Consider the following 19,296-nt stretch of genomic DNA (forward strand, 5'->3'; position numbering starts at 1 on the left):
CGTTTGCAGATAGAGCCAAAGGGGCCGCAACGCGGCCCCGATTCTATTTACAGCACCACGCTAGGCAGCCACAGCGAAATGGCCGGAATGTAGGTCACCGCCATCAGCACCAAGAACAGCGCCAGGTAGAACGGCAGCAGCGCCTTCACCGTCGACTCGATGCTCACCTTGCCGATGGCCGAACCGACGAACAGCACGGCGCCCACCGGTGGGGTGATCAGCCCGATTCCCAGGTTCACCAGCATGATCATGCCGAAGTGCACCGGGTCCACGCCGATACCGGTGATTACCGGCAACAGGATCGGCGTAAGGATCAGGATCAGCGGCGCCATGTCCATCACCGTGCCCAGCAGCAACAGCATGAAGTTGATGCACATCAGGATCACATAGCGGTTGTCCGACAGGGTCAGAAACGCCGTGGTGATTTTCGACGGGATCTGCATCAGCGTCATCACGTAACCAAAGCTGGCGGCAAAGCCGATCAGAATCATCACGATCGAGATGGTGCGCACCGTGCGATGCATCAGCTTGGGCAGGTCGCGCCACTTGTAGTCGCGGTAGACGAACATGGTCACGAAGAACGACCACACTACCGCCACTGCCGCCGACTCGGTAGCGGTGAACACGCCCGACAAAATGCCGCCAAGGATAATGACCATGGCCATCAGGCCCCACAGCGCTTCACCGGCGATTTTCAGCGCCTGGCGCATCGGGATCACTTCGCCCTTGGGGTAATTGCGCTTCTTGGCGAAGATCAGGCACAGGCCCATCATCACCGCACTCAGCAGCAAACCGGGCATGACTCCCGCCATGAACAGCGAGGCAATCGACACCGTGCCGCCCGCCGCCAGCGAATACAGCACGGAGTTGTGGCTGGGCGGGGTCAGCAGCGCCTGTACCGAGCCGCTGACGGTCACGGCAGTGGAGAATTCGCGCGGGTAACCCTTGCGCTCCATCTCTGGGATCAGCACCGAGCCCACCGAGGCGGTGTCGGCCACCGACGAGCCGGAAATCGCGCCGAAGAAGGTCGAGGCCATGATATTGACCAGCGACAGCCCGCCGCGCACGAAGCCCACCAGCACTCCGGCAAATGCCACCAGCCGCCGTGACATACCGCCTTCGGCCATGATCGCGCCGGCCAGCACGAAGAACGGAATCGCCAGCAGCGAGAACTTGTTAACCCCACTGGCCACCTGGATCATCATTGCCTGCAGCGGGATATCGATCCACCAGGCGCCAATCAGCGCTGACAGGCCCAGGGCATAGGCCACCGGCATGCCCAGCAGAATGAGCATGATGAAACTGCCCAACAGAATGAACGCATCCATTTACGCCGCTCCTTCGCTTTCTTCTACGTGGTCGAAGCGCACCACCTTGCGGTGGCTCTGATCGCCCAAGAGGAGTTTTTCCAGTACGAACACTAGGGTCAGCACACCACCGAGCGGAATCGGCGCATAGGTCATGCCAACCCGCACCCCAGGCAATGACGCCAGAGACTGGTTCCAGGTAGTGATGCACAGCTTGGTGCCGTAGTAAGTCATGAACACGCACACCAGAATCATCAGCACTTGCACCAGCAGCGCAACCAACTGGCGCTGCAGTGGTGGCAGGCGGTCTGTAATCATCGCCACCGCCATGTGCGCCCCAGCCCGGTAGCTGGCTGCGGCGCCGACGAAGGTGAACACCACCATCAGCAAGATGGCCACTGGCTCCGGCCAGCTTGAGCCAGTGCCGAGCACGTAGCGGGCGAAAATGCCCCAAGGGATGATCAGCGACATGGCCAGGATCGACAGGCCGGCGATCCAGATGCAGCCGCGGTACAGCGTGTCGTTCGCACGCAGAAAAAGGTTCTTCATGGGCATCACCAAAGCGGCAGGGCGGCGGGCGCCGCACTGCCGAGGTCGTTTGGGTAGGGGGCGCTGTTACTGGACGGCGTCGATGCGCTTCATCAGGTCGGCGTACTGCGCGCCGTATTTTTCGCGTACCGAGGCAGTGGCGTCGTAGAATGGCTTCTTGTCCACGGTGATGAACTCGACACCGGCGGCCTTGAGCTTCTCTTCGCTGGCGGCGGACTTGGCATCCCACAGTGCGCGTTCTTCCATCTGCGCTTCACGCGCGACCTTCTTCACCAGTGCTTGCTGCTCGGGGCTGAGTTTGTTCCAAGTGGTTTTGGACATTACCACCGGCTCCGGCAGAATCAGGTGCCCGGTCAAGGTGTAGTACTTGGCGCTCTGGTAGTGGTTGTGCTCGAGCAGCGTGGGCGGGTTGTTCTCGGCACCATCGATCACGCCGGTCTGCAGGGCGCTGAAAATTTCCCCGGTGTCCATGGCGATACCGTTGCCGCCCATGGCGTTCATCATGTCGATGAACAGCGGGTTGCCCTGTACGCGAATCTTCATGCCCTTGAGGTCTTCCAGGCTGCGTACCGGTTTTTTCGTGTAGATGCTGCGCGAGCCGCCATCCATCCAGGCCAGGGCCACCAGGTTGAAATCGGAGTTGGTGATCTTGTCGAGGATCTCCTGGCCGATCTCGCCGTCGATGATCTTGCGCATGTGCTCATGGTCGCGGAACACGAACGGCATGTTGAACACGTTTACATCCGGCACCACCGGGCCGACGATCCCCAGGCTGACGCGGGTCATCTGCACGGCGCCGATCTGCGCCTGTTCGATCACTTCCTTCTCCGAGCCCAGCACGCCGCCGGCGAACATCTTGAAGGTGATGTCGCCGTTGCTGGCTTCTTCCAGCTTTTTACCCATGTTTTGCTCGGCGACCACGGTCGGGTAGCCGGCCGGGTGAATTTCGGCGAACTTGATGTCCAGTGCCGAGGCGGGTGTGGCGACGCTGAAGGCGAAGGGGAGTACGGCAAGGAGCAGCTTGCGTTTGAACGTCATGATGAAACTCCGTGGTTTTTATTATCTGGTTTCGTGTGTGCAAGTGTGGGGGCGGCAAGGGGCGTCAGCCCCGGTAGGCAGGTTCTTCCAGGCCCTTGGTGCCAGGGTTGAGGGCAAATACCCCGCCGGCCAGGGGCTGGTCGCTGAGGTCTGTGCCCGCAGGGCGGATCGAAGTGACGTACAGGGTGTCCAGGCTGGCGCCGCCAAAGGCGCACATCGCCGGCTTTTTCACCGGCACGCTGAGTGAGCGGTCGAGGCGCCCGTCGGGGGTAAAGCGGTGGATCTGCCCGGCATCGTTGCCGCAGATCCAGTAGCAGCCATCCTGGTCGATGGCGGCGCCATCGGGGCGGCCGGGGTAGCCGCGCATATCGACGAACAGCCGCTTGTTGTGCGGTGTGCCGCTGTCGATGTCATAGTCGAAAGCCCAGACCTTTTGCACGCTGGGGTGCGAGTCGGACAGGTACATGCGCGTGCCGTCGGGGCTGAAGGCCAGCCCGTTGGGCACGATCATGCCGTCTTGCTGCAGGTGCAGGTGGCCTTCGCTGTCATGCCGGTACAGCGCGCCGACATGGGCGCCTTGCTGCATGTCCAGCAGCATGGTCCCGGCCCACAAGCGGCCCTGGCGGTCGCAGCGGCCATCGTTGAAGCGCATGCCGGCCTGGGCGTGCTGGACGCTGCTGAGCAAACGGCTGTCCAGGCTGCCGTCGGCTTTGGCCTGGATCTGGAAGATGCCGCTTTCCATGCCTGCTACCCAGCCCTGAGCGCTGCGGGCGATGCAGGCCAGCATCTCGTCGCCCTGCCAGACCTGGTGCTTGCCATCGGCCGCCTGCCAGCAGTGCAGCTGGCGGGCGGGAATGTCGACCCAGTACAGAGCCTGTTCGCTGACGTGCCACACGGGGCTTTCCCCAGTGCCGTTGCGGGCGTCGACAATCAGTTCGCAATTCATGGCCGTGCCTCCTGGCGCGTGTGGGTTCAGTTGAATGGGCCGGCCACGGCGAAGGCGCCGCCCTGGTAGACCATGCTCGGGTCATCGGCGGCGGGCGCCGGCTGGGCTTCAACGGCGGCGCGGAAGGCTTCGGAGCTGTCCTTGGGCACATAGCCAAGGTGCTCGGCATGGCGGTTGTCCCACCACACGGTGCGGTTGTCGGAGGCGCCGTAGACGATGGTGTGGCCAACGTCGGGCGTGAACAACCCACGCTCGATCAGTTGCACCAGGTCGTCGTAGCTCAGCCAGGTGCAGAGCATGCGCGGGTTCTGAGGTTGCGGGAACGACGAGCCGATGCGAATGCTGACGGTCTCGATGCCGTAGCGGTCGAAATAGAAGCTGGCCACATCCTCGCCGTAGCACTTGGACAACCCGTAGTAGCTGTCGGGGCGGCGCGGGGAGTGGGCGTCGATGCGCTCATCCTGGCGGTAGAAGCCGATGGTGTGGTTCGAGCTGGCGAAGATGATGCGCTTCACCCCATGCTTGCGTGCTGCCTCGTAGACATGAAACACACCGCAGATGTTGGGGCCGAGGATGTCTTCGAAGGAATGCTCGGTGGACACGCCGCCGAAGTGAATGATGGCGTCCACGCCTTCGACCAGGGCGTGGACCGCAGCCTTGTCGGCCAGGTCGCAGGTGATCACTTCTTCGTGCGGCCCGGCAGCAGGTGCCATAGGGCTGATATCGGAAAGGCGCAGGACCTCGGCGTAGCCTTGCAGGCGTTCGCGAAGGACCTTGCCCAGGCCGCCTGCGGCTCCGGTGAGCAGCAGGCGATTGAGGGGAGTAGGGGTCATGGCCGGCTCTTGTTGTTAATTGTTGTAGGTTGTCGTATGACTTAGCTGATTATTGGCGGTGGGTTCGGTTGTTGTCAATGACAACTCAGTGACTGATTAGCGTTATGTGCGGTACTTGTAGGAGCGGCCTTGTGTCGCGAAAGGGCCGCAAAGCGGCCCCGGCAATTTTGCGGTGAGGCCAAGACCCTGGGGGCGCCTCGCACCCCGATCGCGACACAAGGCCGCTCCTACAAGGGCCCGTGTTGAGCGGGTTACAGCAACGACAACGGGTAGTTGAAGATCAACCGGTTCTCATCAAACTCGTTGTTGCTGTAATCCCGCCGAATCGACGAGTTGCGCCACTTCACACTCAAGTCCTTGAACGCCCCGCTCTGGATCACATACGCAAGCTCCGTCTCGCGCACCCACTCCTTGCCATCAGTGACCGACCCGGTATGCACATCGCGCCCGCTGATATAGCGGTTCATCAAGGTCAACCCCGGCACCCCGACCGTCACGAAGTTGAAGTCATGGCGCACCTGCCACGAGCGTTCGTTGGCATTGTCGAAGCTGGAGTTGTAACTGTCGTTGGCCAGGGTCCCGCCGCTGGTGCCGTTGACCCGCATCCAGGTATCGCCATCAACTTTCTGCAGCCCCACCCAGAACGTGCTGCCGCCGTACTTGGCCGAGAACATCCCCGAGTAGGTCTTGTTGTCCAACTGCCCGGCGCGCTCGGAGCCATCCTCATCGCCCTGGAAGTAGCCCAGGTTGGCGCCCAGGGTCCAGTCACCCACTGGCTGGTTATGGCTCACTTGCAGATACTGCTGCTGATACACGTCCTTCAGTACCGCATTCCACAACCCCACCAGCGTGCGGTCCTGGTTGAATTTATACTCGCCACCGACGAAGTTGAAGCGGTCTGACACCCCGCCGCCGTAGCTCATGTCTTCCATGCTGGCGTCGTTACGCGGGCTGTTGCCGCGGAACTGGCCGCCATACAACGTCAACCCGGCGATCTCGTTGGAGGTGACTTGCCCGCCACGGAACGTCTGCGGCAGCGAGCGCCCGTCGTCCGAACGCAAAATCGGTAGCACCGGCATCCACTCGCCGATTTTCAGTTCGGTCTTGGAGATCCGTGCCTTGCCTGCGACTGCCAGGCGCCCGTAGTCGTCTGCTGGCTTGCCATCGTCGTGGCGCGGGAGCAACGCTGTACCATAAGTGCCGCCGCCGCCATCGAGCTTTACCGACCATAGCCCCAGCACATCCACCCCGAACCCGATCGGCCCTTGGGTGAATCCCGACCGCGCATCGAGGATGAAGCTTTGCGTCCATTCCTCGGCCTTGCTTTGCGGGTTGCTGGGGTTGGTGAAGTTACGGTTGATGTAGAAGTTACGCAGCCCGAGCGTAGCCTTGCTGTCTTCGACAAATCCAGCAGCCAGGCTGGTGCCCGGCAGGCCAGCGATGACACCGGCGCCCAACAGGGCGAAAGGCAGGGTATGGCAGACTCTCATTATTGTTGTGCTCCCGAAGGGTATGGCAGCCCGTCCACCGGGCACGCGCGAGCGGCCTGCGGCAGGGGCGGGTAGGTAACGGGCCGGTCAGGGCCAGGGGTGAAAGCGCGGAAACGGGCCGCTAGGTACTGATGGGCGTACGCCAGCCAGTTGGGGGTAGAGGGATGTGCAACAGACGTGGATGCAGCGGGATGGGTGTCGACATGGGATCGTCCACTGATTGTTGTTTTTGTTATGTGTTGTCGTACAACTGTGGGCGATTATTAGCAAGGCCGAGGTAGGCTGTCAACGTGTAATGGCCTATTGATTATAGGCCCGGCACTCGAATAATGAGGTGTAGCGGCTCTATCATGCCTTCTACAAAGACATACGATGACTTCGCTTAAGCTCCAAGGCTTGCACAGTCCCTGAAGGGGCAGCCTGAGCGATGATGCAGGACAGTTGCTGCGAAGGGCTCAGCGTCATCTCACAGAGCACATTGCCAAGCCATTCCAGCAAAAAAAAAGGCTGCCATTCGGCAGCCTTCTCGATGCTCAGCCCGGACGATCAGTCCCAGCTCAGTGCACCACCAGTCTGATACTCGATCACGCGCGTCTCAAAGAAGTTCTTCTCCTTCTTCAAGTCCATGATTTCGCTCATCCAAGGGAACGGGTTGGTAGTCCCTGGGTACTCTTCTTTCAGACCAATCTGAGTCAGACGGCGGTTGGCGATGAACTTGAGGTAATCCTCCATCATCGCCGCGTTCATGCCCAGCACGCCGCGTGGCATGGTGTCACGGGCGTATTCGATCTCCAGCTGGGTCCCTTGCAGGATCATCTGGGTCGCTTCTTCCTTCATCGCCGCGTCCCACAGGTGCGGGTTTTCGATCTTGATCTGGTTGATCACGTCGATACCGAAGTTCAGGTGCATCGACTCGTCACGCAGGATGTACTGGAACTGCTCGGCCACGCCGGTCATCTTGTTGCGGCGGCCCATGGACAGGATCTGGGTGAAGCCGCAGTAGAAGAAGATGCCTTCCAGCACGCAGTAGTAGGCGATCAGGTTGCGCAGCAGCTCTTTGTCGGTTTCGACGGTGCCGGTGTTGAATTCCGGGTCGGAGATGGCGCGGGTGTACTTCAGGCCCCAGGCGGCTTTTTTCGCGACCGACGGGATCTCGTGGTACATGTTGAAGATCTCGCCTTCATCCATGCCCAGCGATTCGATGCAGTACTGGTAGGCGTGGGTGTGGATCGCCTCTTCGAAGGCCTGGCGCAGGATGTACTGGCGGCACTCGGGGTTGGTGATCAGGCGGTACACCGCCAGGGCCAGGTTGTTGGCAACCAGCGAGTCGGCGGTGGAGAAGAAGCCCAGGTTGCGCATGACGATGCGGCGCTCGTCTTCGGTCAGGCCGTCCTGGCTCTTCCACAGGGCGATGTCGGCGGTCATGTTGACCTCTTGCGGCATCCAGTGGTTGGCGCAGCCGTCCAGGTACTTCTGCCAGGCCCAGTCGTACTTGAACGGTACCAGCTGGTTGAGGTCGGCGCGGCAGTTGATCATGCGTTTTTCGTCAACTGCAACACGGGCCGAGGAACCCTCCAGCTCGGCCAGGCCTTCGGCAACGTCGAGGGCATCCAGGGCAGCCTTGGCACGTTTGACGGCTTCGGAGTCAGAAGCGGTGGCCGCACGGGCTTCCAGGGCGGCGGCACCACCGGCGCTGTCGAGCTTGTCGAGAGTGGCGGCGGCAGCGGCCTGCGCAGGGGTATTGCCTTTGGCGGCTACTTCGCCGTCTTCTTTGTCGAATTCGTCCCAGCTCAGCATGGTTTGGCTCCTGCTTGAGGGTCGCCCTGGGGCAACCGGTTGGATTTTAAGAATGTGATGCCTGACGCAAGGCCGTAACGGCGAATGGACAGCTCGAGAGGCTGACTCTCGTTTACATCTGAATGTGTTCTGGCTTGTACCTGGCCAGGCCTCTGGGAGGGGCCAGGACAATTGAAAGGTGCTCTTTTCAGAGGGGGCGAAGTATATAGGATTTCGCCTTCGATCGGGGCGCGTCTCTTGCGGGCGAGCGTAACTATTTCGACCGGAATTGCGTGCGTCCGTTCACCTGGTTCGTGTCGTTTGCTACGGGGAGGGAGTGTAGCGGCAAAATGCGAATGGCACTACATATTGTGCCATTTTATTTTTTTCACACATTATGTGGTGTTGGCGCGATCTTTGTAAGCTCGGCTTTGTGTCGCGATAGGGCCGCAAAGCGGCCCCGGTGATCATGCGGCGCTGCTGCAATCCTGGGGGCGCTTCACACCCCCATGCGACACGAGGCCGCTGCCACGGGTGTGCAGCGTTTCGACAATGTGTGTCCTGGGGTTGTTGCGTGCTTCTGCGACCGTGGTGAAACGCCCGGTTTCAGCATTGCGACCAATCTTGCGAGTTGTCTTTTTTTTCCGCGCCATGGGCTAATGTCCTGTTCGAGAGGTCTTGTTCTTTTACCGAGCCGCGCGAGCGGTGGGCAAAGGGCAAGATTTCTCTGATGCGCGGATACAAAAATGCCGCGCGGGGCACCCGTAGGCACCCCGCGCGGCATTCAGGCCTTACTGGCAGGCTTCGCAGTCAGGCTCGTCGATCGCGCAGGCCTTTGGCACTGGCGCAGGGCCGGCTGCCTGAACCGGGGCGCTGTCGCCACCGCTGGAAACGGCGTTGAGCTTGCCGGTGTTGATGGTCGACTTCTCGGTGCTGGTCGCGGCCAGGGCACGGAGGTAGTAGGTGGTTTTCAGACCACGGTACCAGGCCATGCGGTAGGTCACGTCCAGCTTCTTGCCCGAGGCGCCGGCGATGTACAGGTTCAGCGACTGAGCCTGGTCGATCCACTTCTGGCGACGGGAAGCTGCGTCGACAATCCACTTGGTCTCGACTTCGAACGCGGTGGCGTACAGGTCTTTCAGCTCTTGCGGGATACGTTCGATCTGCTGCACCGAGCCGTCGTAGTACTTCAGGTCGTTGATCATGACCGAGTCCCACAGGCCGCGGGCCTTCAGGTCGCGGACCAGGTACGGGTTGATCACGGTGAACTCGCCCGACAGGTTCGATTTCACGTACAGGTTCTGGTAGGTCGGCTCGATCGACTGCGACACGCCGGTGATGTTGGCGATGGTCGCGGTTGGCGCGATGGCCATGATGTTCGAGTTACGAATACCTTTCTGTACGCGGGCACGTACCGGCGCCCAGTCCAGGGTTTCGTTCAGGTCGACGTCGATGTACTTCTGGCCACGGGCTTCGATCAGGATCTGTTGCGAATCCAGCGGCAGGATGCCCTTGGACCACAGCGAACCCTGGAAGGTCTCGTAGGCGCCACGCTCGTCGGCCAGGTCGCAGGACGCCTGGATCGCGTAGTAGCTGACCGCTTCCATCGACTTGTCGGCGAACTCGACGGCAGCGTCGGAGCCGTAGGCGATGTGCTGCAGGTACAGTGCGTCCTGGAAGCCCATGATGCCCAGGCCGACCGGGCGGTGCTTGAGGTTCGAGTTACGCGCCTGCGGCACCGAGTAGTAGTTGATGTCGATCACGTTGTCGAGCATGCGCACAGCGGTGTTGACGGTGCGTTGCAGCTTGGCGGTGTCCAGCTTGCCATCGACGATGTGGTTCGGCAGGTTGATCGAGCCCAGGTTGCAGACCGCGATCTCATCCTTGTTGGTGTTCAAGGTGATCTCGGTGCACAGGTTGGAGCTGTGGACCACGCCCACATGCTGCTGCGGCGAACGCAGGTTGCACGGGTCCTTGAAGGTCAGCCATGGGTGGCCGGTCTCGAACAGCATCGACAGCATCTTGCGCCACAGGTCTTTGGCCTGGATGGTCTTGAACACCTTGATCTTGTTGTACTCGGTCAGGGCTTCGTAGTACTCGTAGCGCTCTTCGAAGGCCTTGCCGGTCAAGTCGTGCAGGTCTGGCACTTCCGAAGGCGAGAACAGGGTCCACTTGCCGTCATCGAAGACACGCTTCATGAACAGGTCGGGGATCCAGTTGGCGGTGTTCATGTCGTGGGTACGACGACGGTCATCACCGGTGTTCTTGCGCAGCTCGATGAACTCTTCGATGTCCAGGTGCCAGGTTTCCAGGTAGGCACACACGGCGCCCTTGCGCTTGCCACCCTGGTTGACGGCAACGGCGGTGTCGTTGACCACTTTCAGGAACGGTACGACGCCCTGGGATTTACCGTTGGTACCCTTGATGTAGGAGCCCAGTGCGCGCACAGGGGTCCAGTCGTTGCCCAGGCCACCGGCGAATTTCGACAGCATGGCGTTGTCGTGAATCGCGTGGTAGATGCCCGACAGATCGTCCGGCACGGTGGTCAGGTAGCAGCTGGACAGCTGCGGGCGCAGGGTGCCGGCGTTGAACAGGGTCGGGGTCGAGGCCATGTAGTCGAACGACGACAACAGGTTGTAGAACTCGATCGCACGGGCTTCCTTGTCTTTCTCCTCCAGCGCCAGGCCCATGGCCACACGCATGAAGAACACCTGCGGCAGCTCGAAGCGCACGCCATCCTTGTGGATGAAGTAGCGGTCGTACAGGGTCTGCAGGCCCAGGTAGGTGAACTGCTGGTCGCGCTCGTGGTTGATCGCCTTGCCCAGTTTTTCCAGGTCGAAGTCGGCCAGCGCCGGGTTCAGCAGTTCGAACTCGATACCTTTGGCGACGTAGGCTGGCAGGGCCTTGGCGTACAGGTCGGCCATTTCGTGGTGGGTAGCGCTGTCGGCTACGTTGAGGAAGCCCAGGCCTTCGGCGCGCAGGGTGTCCATCAGCAGGCGTGCGGTAACGAACGAGTAGTTGGGCTCGCGCTCTACCAGGGTACGGGCGGTCATCACCAGGGCGGTGTTGACGTCCTTGATGGCCACGCCGTCGTACAGGTTCTTCAGGGTTTCGCGCTGGATCAGGTCGCCATCGACTTCGGCCAGGCCTTCGCAGGCTTCGCTGATGATGGTGTTCAGGCGGGCCATGTCGAGCGGAGCCAGGCTGCCGTCGGCCAGGGTGATGCGGATGCTTGGGTGCGGCTCGACCACGGCGTCGGTGTTGGCGCGGGTGGCACGCTCCTTGGCACGCTGGTCGCGGTAGATCACGTAGTCGCGGGCAACTTTCTGCTCGCCGGCGCGCATCAGGGCCAGTTCGACCTGGTCCTGGATTTCTTCGATGTGGATGGTGCCACCCGATGGCATGCGACGCTTGAACGTGGCGGTAACCTGCTCGGTCAGGCGCGCGACGGTGTCGTGGATGCGCGACGAAGCGGCGGCGGTGCCGCCTTCAACTGCGAGGAACGCCTTGGTGATGGCCACGGTGATCTTGTCGTCGGTGTAAGGGACGACAGTGCCGTTACGCTTGATCACGCGCAGTTGGCCGGGGGCGGTGGCGGCCAGATCCTGGTTGGAATCGGCGGCCTGCGGCACCTTGGCCTGCGGGTTCTCGCGAGTTGTGTCGGTTTGCATGGGTGGGTGTCTCCACAGTTTCTATATTGTTCAGGCGCCTTTTGGGCGCCCACCGTTCCGTCCACTTGCTCGATGGCCTGGCGGGGATGCGCAATGCATGCGCGTCCGCCCGCGCGGGCGTACCGACTTCGGGACAGACTCAGGAATAAGGGGCAATGGCTTGCCGCTCCCTGGCCGAAGTCAAAGGTTCTGGGCAGGGCCCAAAAACTGTTGCTGATGGATGCCAGGCCTGGCCTGCAACACCCATACCCGAACAAGGCCCTGGAAGGGCTTGCCTCGGTCGCCTCCGCAGGAGCGGTTCGGCTGCTGAAATCACCTGAAGTTCCACCCGGAAAATCGCTTGATCTTGCGGGTTGACTTTTGTGTGTGATTTTGCACGAACCCCTATATCTAGTGGTTCGCTGCGATCGGGATACAAGATAATGCGGTATTGGGGGCTTTGCAAGGCGAGCGCCTGTGGATAACGTGTGTGTACTTTGTGAGTGAATGGTGGGTATTCGCTGTAGGCCTTGTGCCAAGTGGTTTGCAGTATTTTTCTGCGCCTTGATGCCCCGGGGCAGTTTTTTTCGGGCGCGAACCCTATCACAAAAAACGGTTCAGTCGAGGGGCTGTGGGTGGGTTGGCAGTGCCGGGGGCGGGACGTAGTATCCGGCTGTGATATTGCTTTTAGGTTAAAGGGGCAGTGCGCAGGTTTCGAAAGCGGCGCGGTCCCTGTGGGAGCGGCTTTAGCTGCGAAACGGCCCGCACTGGCAACAGAAAAACAACAATTAAAGGCAGAGGCCATGGACCACCCCACCCCACGCATCCTCATTGTCGAAGACGACCAGCGTCTGGCCGACCTCACTGCCGAGTACCTGCAGGCCAACGGCTACGAGGTCAGTGTCGAGGGTGATGGGGCCCGCGCCGCGCGGCGCATCGTCGACAGCCAGCCCGACCTGGTCATTCTCGACCTCATGCTCCCCGGCGAGGACGGTCTGAGCATCTGCCGCCGTGTGCGTAGCCAGTACCTTGGCCCGATCCTGATGCTCACCGCCCGCAGCGACGAACTGGACCAGGTCCAGGGCCTGGACCTGGGGGCTGACGACTATGTCTGCAAACCGGTGCGCCCACGCCTGCTGCTGGCGCGCATTCAGGCCCTGCTGCGCCGTAGCGAGACCGTGGACAGCAAACGTCAAGACCTGGCTTTCGGTGCGCTGCACATCGACAACCGCTTGCGCGAGGCGCGCCTGGGCGAACAATTGATCGAGCTGACCGGCGCCGAGTTCGACCTGCTCTGGCTGCTGGCCAGCAATGCCGGCCGGGTGCTGACGCGCGAGCAGATTTTCACCGCACTGCGGGGCGTGGGCTACGACGGCCAGGACCGCTCCATCGATATACGCATTTCTAAAATCCGCCCCAAGATCGGCGATGACCCACTGCAGCCACGGTTGATCAAGACCCTGCGCAGCAAGGGCTATCTGTTTGTCGGCGAGGCGCCATGAACAATTCGATCTTCCTGCGCGTCTACGGCGGCATGCTGGCCGTGTTGGTGCTGGTGGCCTTGCTTGGCGTGCTCAGCCTGCACCTGGTCAATGAAGTGCGCGCCGCACAGCACCGCGAGGGCTTGGCCCAGGGAACCTTCAGCCTGATGGCTGACAACCTGGCGACGCAGAATGAAACCGAACGCAAGCGCTCGCTGCTGATCTGGGAGCGCCTGCTTGGTGTGCCTTTGACGTTGCAGCCAATGACCGCGCGCAGCCTTGACGGTGGCCAGCGGGCGCGCCTGTACCGTGGCCTGGTGGTAGTCGAGAAGACGGGGCCACATGCGGCGCAAGTACTGCGCAAGGTCGGCCAGGAAGACCTGATGCTGGTCGCGCAGATCAAACAGATCAGCGAGCAGCTGGCGCGCGCCACACTCTATCTATTGGCTGACGAACTGGTGCGCTACCCGGTAACCGAACAGCAGCAGCGCCTGGCCCAGATCAAGCTGGAAAAGGGCTTTGGCTTTGGTGTCGCCCTGCAGCGTATCGAGCGGGTCAGCCTGGACGATGACCAGCGGCGCCGGGTCGAGGAGGGCGACACGGTGATGGCGCTGGGCAAGGATGGCGACTCGATCCGTGTATTCGCCGGGCTGACGGGCTCTCCCTGGGTGCTGGAAATCGGCCCGTTGTATCAGCTCAACCCGTACCCGCCGCAGTTGCTGATCCTGATTGCCTTCCTAGGCCTGTGCTTGATCGGCCTGGTGGTATACCTGCTGGTGCGTCAGCTGGAGCGCCGGGTGTCAGGGCTGGAGATTGCGGCCACGCGCATTGCCCAAGGCAGCCTGGATACCCGCGTACCGGCTGGCGATGCCGACTCGGTAGGGCGCCTGGCCGCTGCCTTCAATGGCATGGCCGAACACCTGCAGCGCTCGCTGACCATGCAGCGCGAGTTGGTACGGGCGGTGTCCCATGAGCTGCGCACGCCAGTGGCACGCCTGCGCTTTGGCCTGGAAATGATCGAAAGCGCCACGACTGAGCAGGCCCGGGCCAAACACCTGGCCGGCATGGACGGCGACATTCAGGACCTCGACAAGCTGGTGGACGAGATGCTGACCTACGCCCGTCTGGAGCAGGGCGCGCCAGCCTTGAAGTTCCAGCGGGTCGACCTGGATGCCTTGCTCGATCGGGTGATCGGAGAGCTGGCGCCGTTGCGTGCCGAGGTGCGGGTGGTGCGCGGTGACTGCCAGGGCGCGGATGCCGAGGGCGCCTGGGTCGAAGCCGAGCCGCGTTACCTGCACCGGGCCCTGCAGAACCTGGTCGGCAATGCCATGCGCCATGCCGAGTCTGAAGTGCGTCTGAGCTACCAGTTGGGGCAGCAACGCTGCCGTATCGACGTGGAAGATGACGGCCCTGGGATCCCCGAGGGTGTCTGGGACCGCATCTTCACGCCATTTACCCGCCTTGATGACAGCCGTACCCGTGCCTCGGGCGGGCATGGCCTGGGCTTGTCGATCGTACGGCGGATCATCTACTGGCACGCGGGCAGGGCTTCGGTTGGGCGCAGTGCCGCGTTGGGTGGCGCCTGCTTCAGCCTCAACTGGCCCCGGCAGCAGGCACCGTTGTGAAGGTCAGACGCTGACCAGGCTCAGCAAGTGGCCGTCCTGCAGGCAGAACTGGCCCTGAAGCTCAGCGCCGTGCCGCCATTGCGGCGACAGGTCGGTGAGCAGGCGCAGGCGCGCCAGGCCTTCGGCGGACCAGTCGAGTACTTCGGCGTGCTCGAAGTAGAAGCGCTGGTGGGTCAGCGGGTAGAGGGTCTTGAACAGGCTTTCCTTCAACGAGAAGGTCAGGGTTACCGTCAGGCCGAGCTGGTGGCTGTCCAGGCGCTCCAGCTCGGCCGCGGTGAGAATTTGGCCCATCAGCCGCTCGGCACGCTCGTCATCGAGCAGGGCTTCCTGATCCAGCCCAAGGCCTTGGCAACTGCCTTCGGCGGCGACCACTGCGGCGGCCCAGCCCTGGCCATGGGTGATCGAACCGTGAATGCCGGCTGGCCAGATGGGCGAGCGGTCCTCATGGGTAGCCGGTACGTAGTCGCGGCCGTCCAGGCGCTGCAGCGCGGCGCGGGCACATACGCGACCGGCCAGGTACTCGGCCTGGCGCTTGGCCACCGAGCGTTGCAGGCTGGCACTTGGCACGATGCCGGCGCGCTGGAAATCGTCGGGTGCCAGGCGGGTAGGGTCGAACGTGCAACTGACCAGCACCGCGCCGGGCAGCGGGCGGGGCAAGGGCCAGTGGTGCTGGAGTGGGGCGCAGCAGGCTGGGAGAGTGTTCATGGCGCTATTGTGCCAGCCGCAGCGGCGGTGTGGGAGGTGGGATTGCTGGGGCCGCAAGCGGCCCGCGACAATCTTTATTTGAATACCTTCTTGAAGAACGCCTGCATATCCGCCCAGGAGCTTTCGTCCGCCGCCTTGTTATAGCCAATGTCGGGCCCACCATGGTCGCCATGGCTCAGCCGGTCAGCATCGGGGTTGGTAAACCCGTGCTTGGCGCCTTCAATGCTGACGAACTGGTAGTTGGCCTTCGCAGCATCCATCTCGGCCTTGAACGCCTCAACCTGCTGCGGCGTGACCATGCTGTCCGCCGCACCATGCTCGACCAGGATATCGGCCCGCACCACGCCAGGTTTTGCCGGGGTCTGGGTGGCCAGGGCGCCATGAAAGCTCACCACACCGTCCAGTTTTTCGCCGCGCCGCGCGGCATCGAGGACCACCTTGCCACCGAAGCAATAGCCGACAGCACCCAGCTCATGCTTGTTGGTGTTCGGTTGCAGCTTCAAAAGCTCGAGGCCGGCGTCGAAGCGCCTGGCTGCCGCTGCCGGGTCTTTCATCGCTTCGGCCATGAACGCCTGGGCGTCCTGCGGGTGCTCGGTGTGCTTGCCGTCGCCATACATATCGATGGCCAGCGCGTTGTAGCCCAGTGCTGCCAGGTCGCGGGCACGGCGCTTGGCGTAGTCGTTCAGCCCCCACCATTCATGCACCACGACGATGCCGGGGCGCTTGCCCTCGACGGCATCATCGTAGGCGTAATAGCCGACCAGGCGGTTGCCGTCGGCATCCTGGTAGGGGATTTCGCGGGTTTGTACCGCCGCTTGGGCGAGGACGGCGCTGCACATCAGGGTCAAGGCCAGCAGGGCACGCATGGGTCACTACTCCTTGTTCTGCAATCGGTTCGTTCAGCCGGGGTTCAGCCAGGGTTCAGTCGCGGTTCAGGGTGCCCTGCTTACTCTAGCTTCCAGACCGAAACAGCGCACCCAACTGGAGTATCCAGCCATGAAAACCTTCAATACCCTGCTTGCCGCCATGGCCGTCTGCGCCGCTGGCATCACCTCCGCCCAGGCCGCAGACGATAACTTCGCCAGCCTGACCTACGGCCAGACCAGCGACAAAGTTCGCAAATCCGGCCTGCTGCAGCGCAACACCGACCACCTCAACGCCGACGGTATCATTGGCAAGGACAACACCTGGGGTGTGCGTGTGGGCAAGATCAACGACCAAGGCCGCTACTACATGACCTATGACAATGTCTCGGGCGACCACAGCGGCCTGAAATTGCGCCAGGAAAACCTGCTGGGCAGCTATGACCTGTTCCTGCCGGTGGGCGATACCACCAAACTGTTCGGCGGTGGCAGCCTGGGCATGACCAAGCTCAGCCAGGAGTCGCCAGGCGCCAGCCGCGATACCGACTACGGTTATGCCTACGGCCTGCAGGCCGGCGTGATTCAGGACATCACCGACAAGGCCTCGGTCGAACTGGGCTACCGTTACCTGCGCACCAATGCTGCAACCGAAGTGGGTGCGCATGGCGGGCCGAAGGACGGCACTCTGCGCCTGACCAGCAGCGCGCAGACCTATCTGGCAGCAAGCTACAAGTTCTGATCGGCGAGCCGCGTTATCCTGTACCGGCCCGTTCGCAGCACAAGGCTGCTCCTGCAGGGGTGATGTTTCTGCAGGAGCAGCCTTGTGCTGCGAAGAGGCCGGTATAGGCAATACACACAAGGAGCTGCACATGAAACTGCTGGTGGTCGAGGACGAAGCCCTGCTTCGCCATCACCTCTACACCCGCCTGGGCGAAAGTGGCCATGTGGTCGAAGCCGTTGCCGACGCCGAGGAGGCGCTGTACCAGGCTGGGCAATACCACTTCGACCTGGCCATCGTCGACCTGGGCCTGCCTGGTATCAGTGGACTGGAGCTGATCACGCGCCTGCGCAGCCAGGACAAGACCTTCCCCATTCTTATCCTTACCGCTCGAGGCAACTGGCAGGATAAGGTCGAAGGCCTGGCCGCCGGTGCCGACGACTACCTGGTCAAGCCGTTTCAGTTCGAAGAGCTCGAAGCGCGGCTCAATGCCCTGTTGCGCCGCTCCAGTGGCTTTACCCAGTCAACCATTGCCGCAGGCCCCTTGGTGCTCGACCTCAACCGCAAGCAGGCCACCCTCGACGAACAGCCTTTGGCACTGACCGCCTACGAATACCGCATTCTCGAATACCTCATGCGCCATCATCAGCAGGTAGTGGCCAAGGACCGACTGATGGAGCAGCTGTACCCTGGGGATGAGGAGCGCGACCCCAATGTCATAGAAGTGCTGGTTGGCCGCCTGCGCCGCAAGCTTGAAGGCGCGCACGGCTTCAAACCCATCGACACGGTGCGTGGCCTGGGCTATCTGTTCACCGAGCGCTGCCGATGATCCGCTCGCTGCGGGTGCGCCTGATGCTGGCTGCCGCAGTGTTGGCACTGCTGTTCATGCTGGCACTGCTGCCGGCCTTGCAAAAGGCCTTCAGCCTGGCCCTGCAGGAATCGATCGAGCAGCGCCTGGCTTCGGATGTGACCACGTTGATTTCCGCTGCGCGTATCGAACATGGGCAGTTGCAGATGCCTGCGTTGCTCCCGGACGAGCGCTATAACCTGCCGTACACCGGGCTGCTTGGCTATATTTTCGACCGTGATGGCAACCTGGTCTGGCAGTCGCGTGCCACCGCTGACCGGCACATCAACTACCGCCCGCGCTATGACGGGCGCGGCAACGAGTTCGCCCGCATTCACCAGTCCGACGGCGAAGAGTTCTTCGTGTACGACGTCGAGATCAAGCTGCTGGGTGGTCAGAGCGCCGCTTACAGCATTGTCGCCCTGCAACCGCTTAGTGAGTACAAGGCTACCCTCAATGGCCTGCGCGAAAAGCTCTACCTGGGGTTCGGCGCTGCATTGCTGGCGCTCATGGTGCTGCTGTGGGCTGGCTTGACCTGGGGCCTGCGCTCGTTGCGCCGGCTAAGCCATGAGCTGGACGAGGTGGAATCGGGCGTGCGCGAGGGCCTGAGCGGCGAGCACCCTCGCGAGCTGCTGCGCCTGACCCGCTCGCTCAACCGCCTGTTGCGCAGTGAGCGTGAGCAACGCACGCGCTACCGTGACTCGCTGGATGACCTGGCACACAGCCTGAAGACGCCGCTGGCAGTGCTGCAGGGCGTGGGTGAAAGCCTGCAGCAACGCAGCGGCGAGCGCGAGCAGGCGCGGGTGCTGCAAAGCCAGATCGAGCGCATGAGCCAGCAGATCGACTACCAACTGCAACGTGCCAGCCTGCGTAAGAGTGGCCTGGTACGCCACAGCGTGAGGTTGCGGCCGCTGCTCGACAGCCTGTGCAGCACCTTGGCCAAGGTTTACCGGGATAAACGGGTGAGCGTGGTGCTGGCGTTGCCCGATGCGGCGCAGGTGCCGATGGAGCAGGGTGCGTTGCTGGAAATGCTCGGCAACCTGCTGGAAAACGCCTACCGGCTGAGTCTGGGCCAGGTGCGGGTGAGCCTGGAGCAGACGCCAGGGCAGTTGACCTTGTGCATCGAGGACGATGGGCCGGGGGTGCCCGCCGACCAGCGTGAGCGTATTCTCGAGCGCGGGGAGCGGCTGGACAGCCAGCACCCGGGGCAGGGCATCGGGTTGGCGGTGGTCAAGGATATCGTCGACAGCTATGACGCCGAGCTGAGCCTGGGGGATTCGCCTTTGGGCGGCGCGGCGTTCAGGATCACCTTCAATCTCGATTGATTTCGCTGGCCTCCCACCAAGGGCGGCCCAGCAAGGGCGGATTTCCGCCAGCCCCCCTGTACAAATCCCGCCATCGGGCGGAAATCCGCCAGCCTTCCTCCGCCAAATCGCCCTGTCGTTGGGCATTTATCCCTAGCAAATAC

At 62.2% G+C, this 19,296-nt stretch carries 15 protein-coding genes; 5 read left to right on the forward strand and 10 right to left on the reverse strand.

Annotated features, from left to right (window positions below; translation table 11 throughout):
• Nucleotides 1–47: 47 nt before the first annotated feature.
• The 8 genes from APH35_RS12750 to APH35_RS12790 all read right to left on the reverse strand — a co-directional run bounded on the left by APH35_RS12750 (nt 48) and on the right by APH35_RS12790 (nt 11,610).
• Nucleotides 48–1,328 (reverse strand): TRAP transporter large permease, encoded by a 1,281-nt coding sequence (locus tag APH35_RS12750; protein ID WP_012273808.1) that lies wholly within the window; start codon nt 1,326–1,328, stop codon nt 48–50.
• Nucleotides 1,329–1,856: a TRAP transporter small permease gene (locus APH35_RS12755; RefSeq protein WP_012273807.1), complete on the reverse strand. Its 528-nt coding sequence runs from the start codon at nt 1,854–1,856 to the stop codon at nt 1,329–1,331.
• A 66-nt stretch (nt 1,857–1,922) separates the two neighbouring features.
• A complete protein-coding gene (locus APH35_RS12760) occupies nt 1,923–2,894 on the reverse strand; it encodes a TRAP transporter substrate-binding protein (protein ID WP_012273806.1) in 972 nt (323 codons plus the stop codon).
• A 64-nt stretch (nt 2,895–2,958) separates the two neighbouring features.
• Nucleotides 2,959–3,840, reverse strand: a complete 882-nt coding sequence (locus tag APH35_RS12765; RefSeq protein ID WP_012273805.1) for a glucurono-1,5-lactonase — start codon at nt 3,838–3,840, stop codon at nt 2,959–2,961.
• 26 nt (nt 3,841–3,866) lie between these two features.
• A complete protein-coding gene (locus tag APH35_RS12770) occupies nt 3,867–4,673 on the reverse strand; it encodes an NAD-dependent epimerase/dehydratase family protein (protein WP_012273804.1) in 807 nt (268 codons plus the stop codon).
• Nucleotides 4,674–4,924: 251 nt separating this feature from the next.
• Entirely contained in the window at nt 4,925–6,163 is a 1,239-nt protein-coding gene (locus tag APH35_RS12775; protein WP_012273803.1) for an OprD family porin, read from the reverse strand.
• Nucleotides 6,164–6,709: 546 nt separating this feature from the next.
• Entirely contained in the window at nt 6,710–7,960 is a 1,251-nt protein-coding gene (locus APH35_RS12780; RefSeq protein WP_003254823.1) for a ribonucleotide-diphosphate reductase subunit beta, read from the reverse strand.
• Nucleotides 7,961–8,730: 770 nt separating this feature from the next.
• Nucleotides 8,731–11,610 (reverse strand): ribonucleoside-diphosphate reductase subunit alpha, encoded by a 2,880-nt coding sequence (locus APH35_RS12790; RefSeq protein ID WP_012273801.1) that lies wholly within the window; start codon nt 11,608–11,610, stop codon nt 8,731–8,733.
• Nucleotides 11,611–12,392: 782 nt separating this feature from the next.
• On the opposite strand from APH35_RS12790, the gene APH35_RS12795 reads away from it, so the two are divergent.
• Nucleotides 12,393–13,091 (forward strand): response regulator transcription factor, encoded by a 699-nt coding sequence (locus APH35_RS12795; RefSeq protein ID WP_012273800.1) that lies wholly within the window; start codon nt 12,393–12,395, stop codon nt 13,089–13,091.
• Entirely contained in the window at nt 13,088–14,695 is a 1,608-nt protein-coding gene (locus APH35_RS12800; protein WP_012273799.1) for an ATP-binding protein, read from the forward strand. The genes APH35_RS12795 and APH35_RS12800 overlap by 4 nt, the downstream gene beginning before the upstream one ends.
• Nucleotides 14,696–14,698: 3 nt before the next feature.
• On the opposite strand, the gene APH35_RS12805 is transcribed toward APH35_RS12800, so the two are convergent.
• Complete coding sequence (locus tag APH35_RS12805) at nt 14,699–15,400, reverse strand: 4'-phosphopantetheinyl transferase family protein (RefSeq protein ID WP_060492643.1); 702 nt, start codon at nt 15,398–15,400, stop codon at nt 14,699–14,701.
• A 74-nt stretch (nt 15,401–15,474) separates the two neighbouring features.
• A complete protein-coding gene (locus APH35_RS12810) occupies nt 15,475–16,266 on the reverse strand; it encodes a dienelactone hydrolase family protein (protein WP_060492644.1) in 792 nt (263 codons plus the stop codon).
• Nucleotides 16,267–16,396: 130 nt separating this feature from the next.
• Between APH35_RS12810 and APH35_RS12815 the strand changes: the two genes are divergently transcribed.
• From APH35_RS12815 to APH35_RS12825, 3 genes are all read left to right on the forward strand, one after another.
• Complete coding sequence (locus APH35_RS12815; RefSeq protein WP_012273796.1) at nt 16,397–17,002, forward strand: outer membrane protein; 606 nt, start codon at nt 16,397–16,399, stop codon at nt 17,000–17,002.
• A 130-nt stretch (nt 17,003–17,132) separates the two neighbouring features.
• Nucleotides 17,133–17,810, forward strand: a complete 678-nt coding sequence (locus APH35_RS12820; RefSeq protein WP_060492645.1) for a response regulator — start codon at nt 17,133–17,135, stop codon at nt 17,808–17,810.
• Nucleotides 17,807–19,153 (forward strand): ATP-binding protein, encoded by a 1,347-nt coding sequence (locus tag APH35_RS12825; protein WP_012273794.1) that lies wholly within the window; start codon nt 17,807–17,809, stop codon nt 19,151–19,153. Before APH35_RS12820 ends, APH35_RS12825 begins: the two co-directional genes overlap by 4 nt.
• The last annotated feature ends 143 nt before the right edge of the window (nt 19,154–19,296 follow it).

The sequence above is a fragment of the Pseudomonas sp. NBRC 111132 genome, assembly GCF_001320565.1.
Lineage (GTDB): Bacteria > Pseudomonadota > Gammaproteobacteria > Pseudomonadales > Pseudomonadaceae > Aquipseudomonas > Aquipseudomonas putida_P.

Excerpts from the sequence above, each read along its gene's own strand:
- APH35_RS12795 (WP_012273800.1), top strand. The coding sequence starts at position 12,393 with ATGGACCACCCCACCCCACGCATCCTCATTGTCGAAGACGACCAGCGT.
- APH35_RS12770 (WP_012273804.1), bottom strand. The coding sequence starts at position 4,673 with ATGACCCCTACTCCCCTCAATCGCCTGCTGCTCACCGGAGCCGCAGGC.
- APH35_RS12750 (WP_012273808.1), bottom strand. The coding sequence starts at position 1,328 with ATGGATGCGTTCATTCTGTTGGGCAGTTTCATCATGCTCATTCTGCTG.
- APH35_RS12810 (WP_060492644.1), bottom strand. The coding sequence starts at position 16,266 with ATGCGTGCCCTGCTGGCCTTGACCCTGATGTGCAGCGCCGTCCTCGCC.
- APH35_RS12760 (WP_012273806.1), bottom strand. The coding sequence starts at position 2,894 with ATGACGTTCAAACGCAAGCTGCTCCTTGCCGTACTCCCCTTCGCCTTC.
- APH35_RS12790 (WP_012273801.1), bottom strand. The coding sequence starts at position 11,610 with ATGCAAACCGACACAACTCGCGAGAACCCGCAGGCCAAGGTGCCGCAG.
- APH35_RS12755 (WP_012273807.1), bottom strand. The coding sequence starts at position 1,856 with ATGAAGAACCTTTTTCTGCGTGCGAACGACACGCTGTACCGCGGCTGC.
- APH35_RS12815 (WP_012273796.1), top strand. The coding sequence starts at position 16,397 with ATGAAAACCTTCAATACCCTGCTTGCCGCCATGGCCGTCTGCGCCGCT.
- APH35_RS12765 (WP_012273805.1), bottom strand. The coding sequence starts at position 3,840 with ATGAATTGCGAACTGATTGTCGACGCCCGCAACGGCACTGGGGAAAGC.
- APH35_RS12825 (WP_012273794.1), top strand. The coding sequence starts at position 17,807 with ATGATCCGCTCGCTGCGGGTGCGCCTGATGCTGGCTGCCGCAGTGTTG.
- APH35_RS12780 (WP_003254823.1), bottom strand. The coding sequence starts at position 7,960 with ATGCTGAGCTGGGACGAATTCGACAAAGAAGACGGCGAAGTAGCCGCC.
- APH35_RS12800 (WP_012273799.1), top strand. The coding sequence starts at position 13,088 with ATGAACAATTCGATCTTCCTGCGCGTCTACGGCGGCATGCTGGCCGTG.
- APH35_RS12775 (WP_012273803.1), bottom strand. The coding sequence starts at position 6,163 with ATGAGAGTCTGCCATACCCTGCCTTTCGCCCTGTTGGGCGCCGGTGTC.
- APH35_RS12805 (WP_060492643.1), bottom strand. The coding sequence starts at position 15,400 with ATGAACACTCTCCCAGCCTGCTGCGCCCCACTCCAGCACCACTGGCCC.
- APH35_RS12820 (WP_060492645.1), top strand. The coding sequence starts at position 17,133 with ATGAAACTGCTGGTGGTCGAGGACGAAGCCCTGCTTCGCCATCACCTC.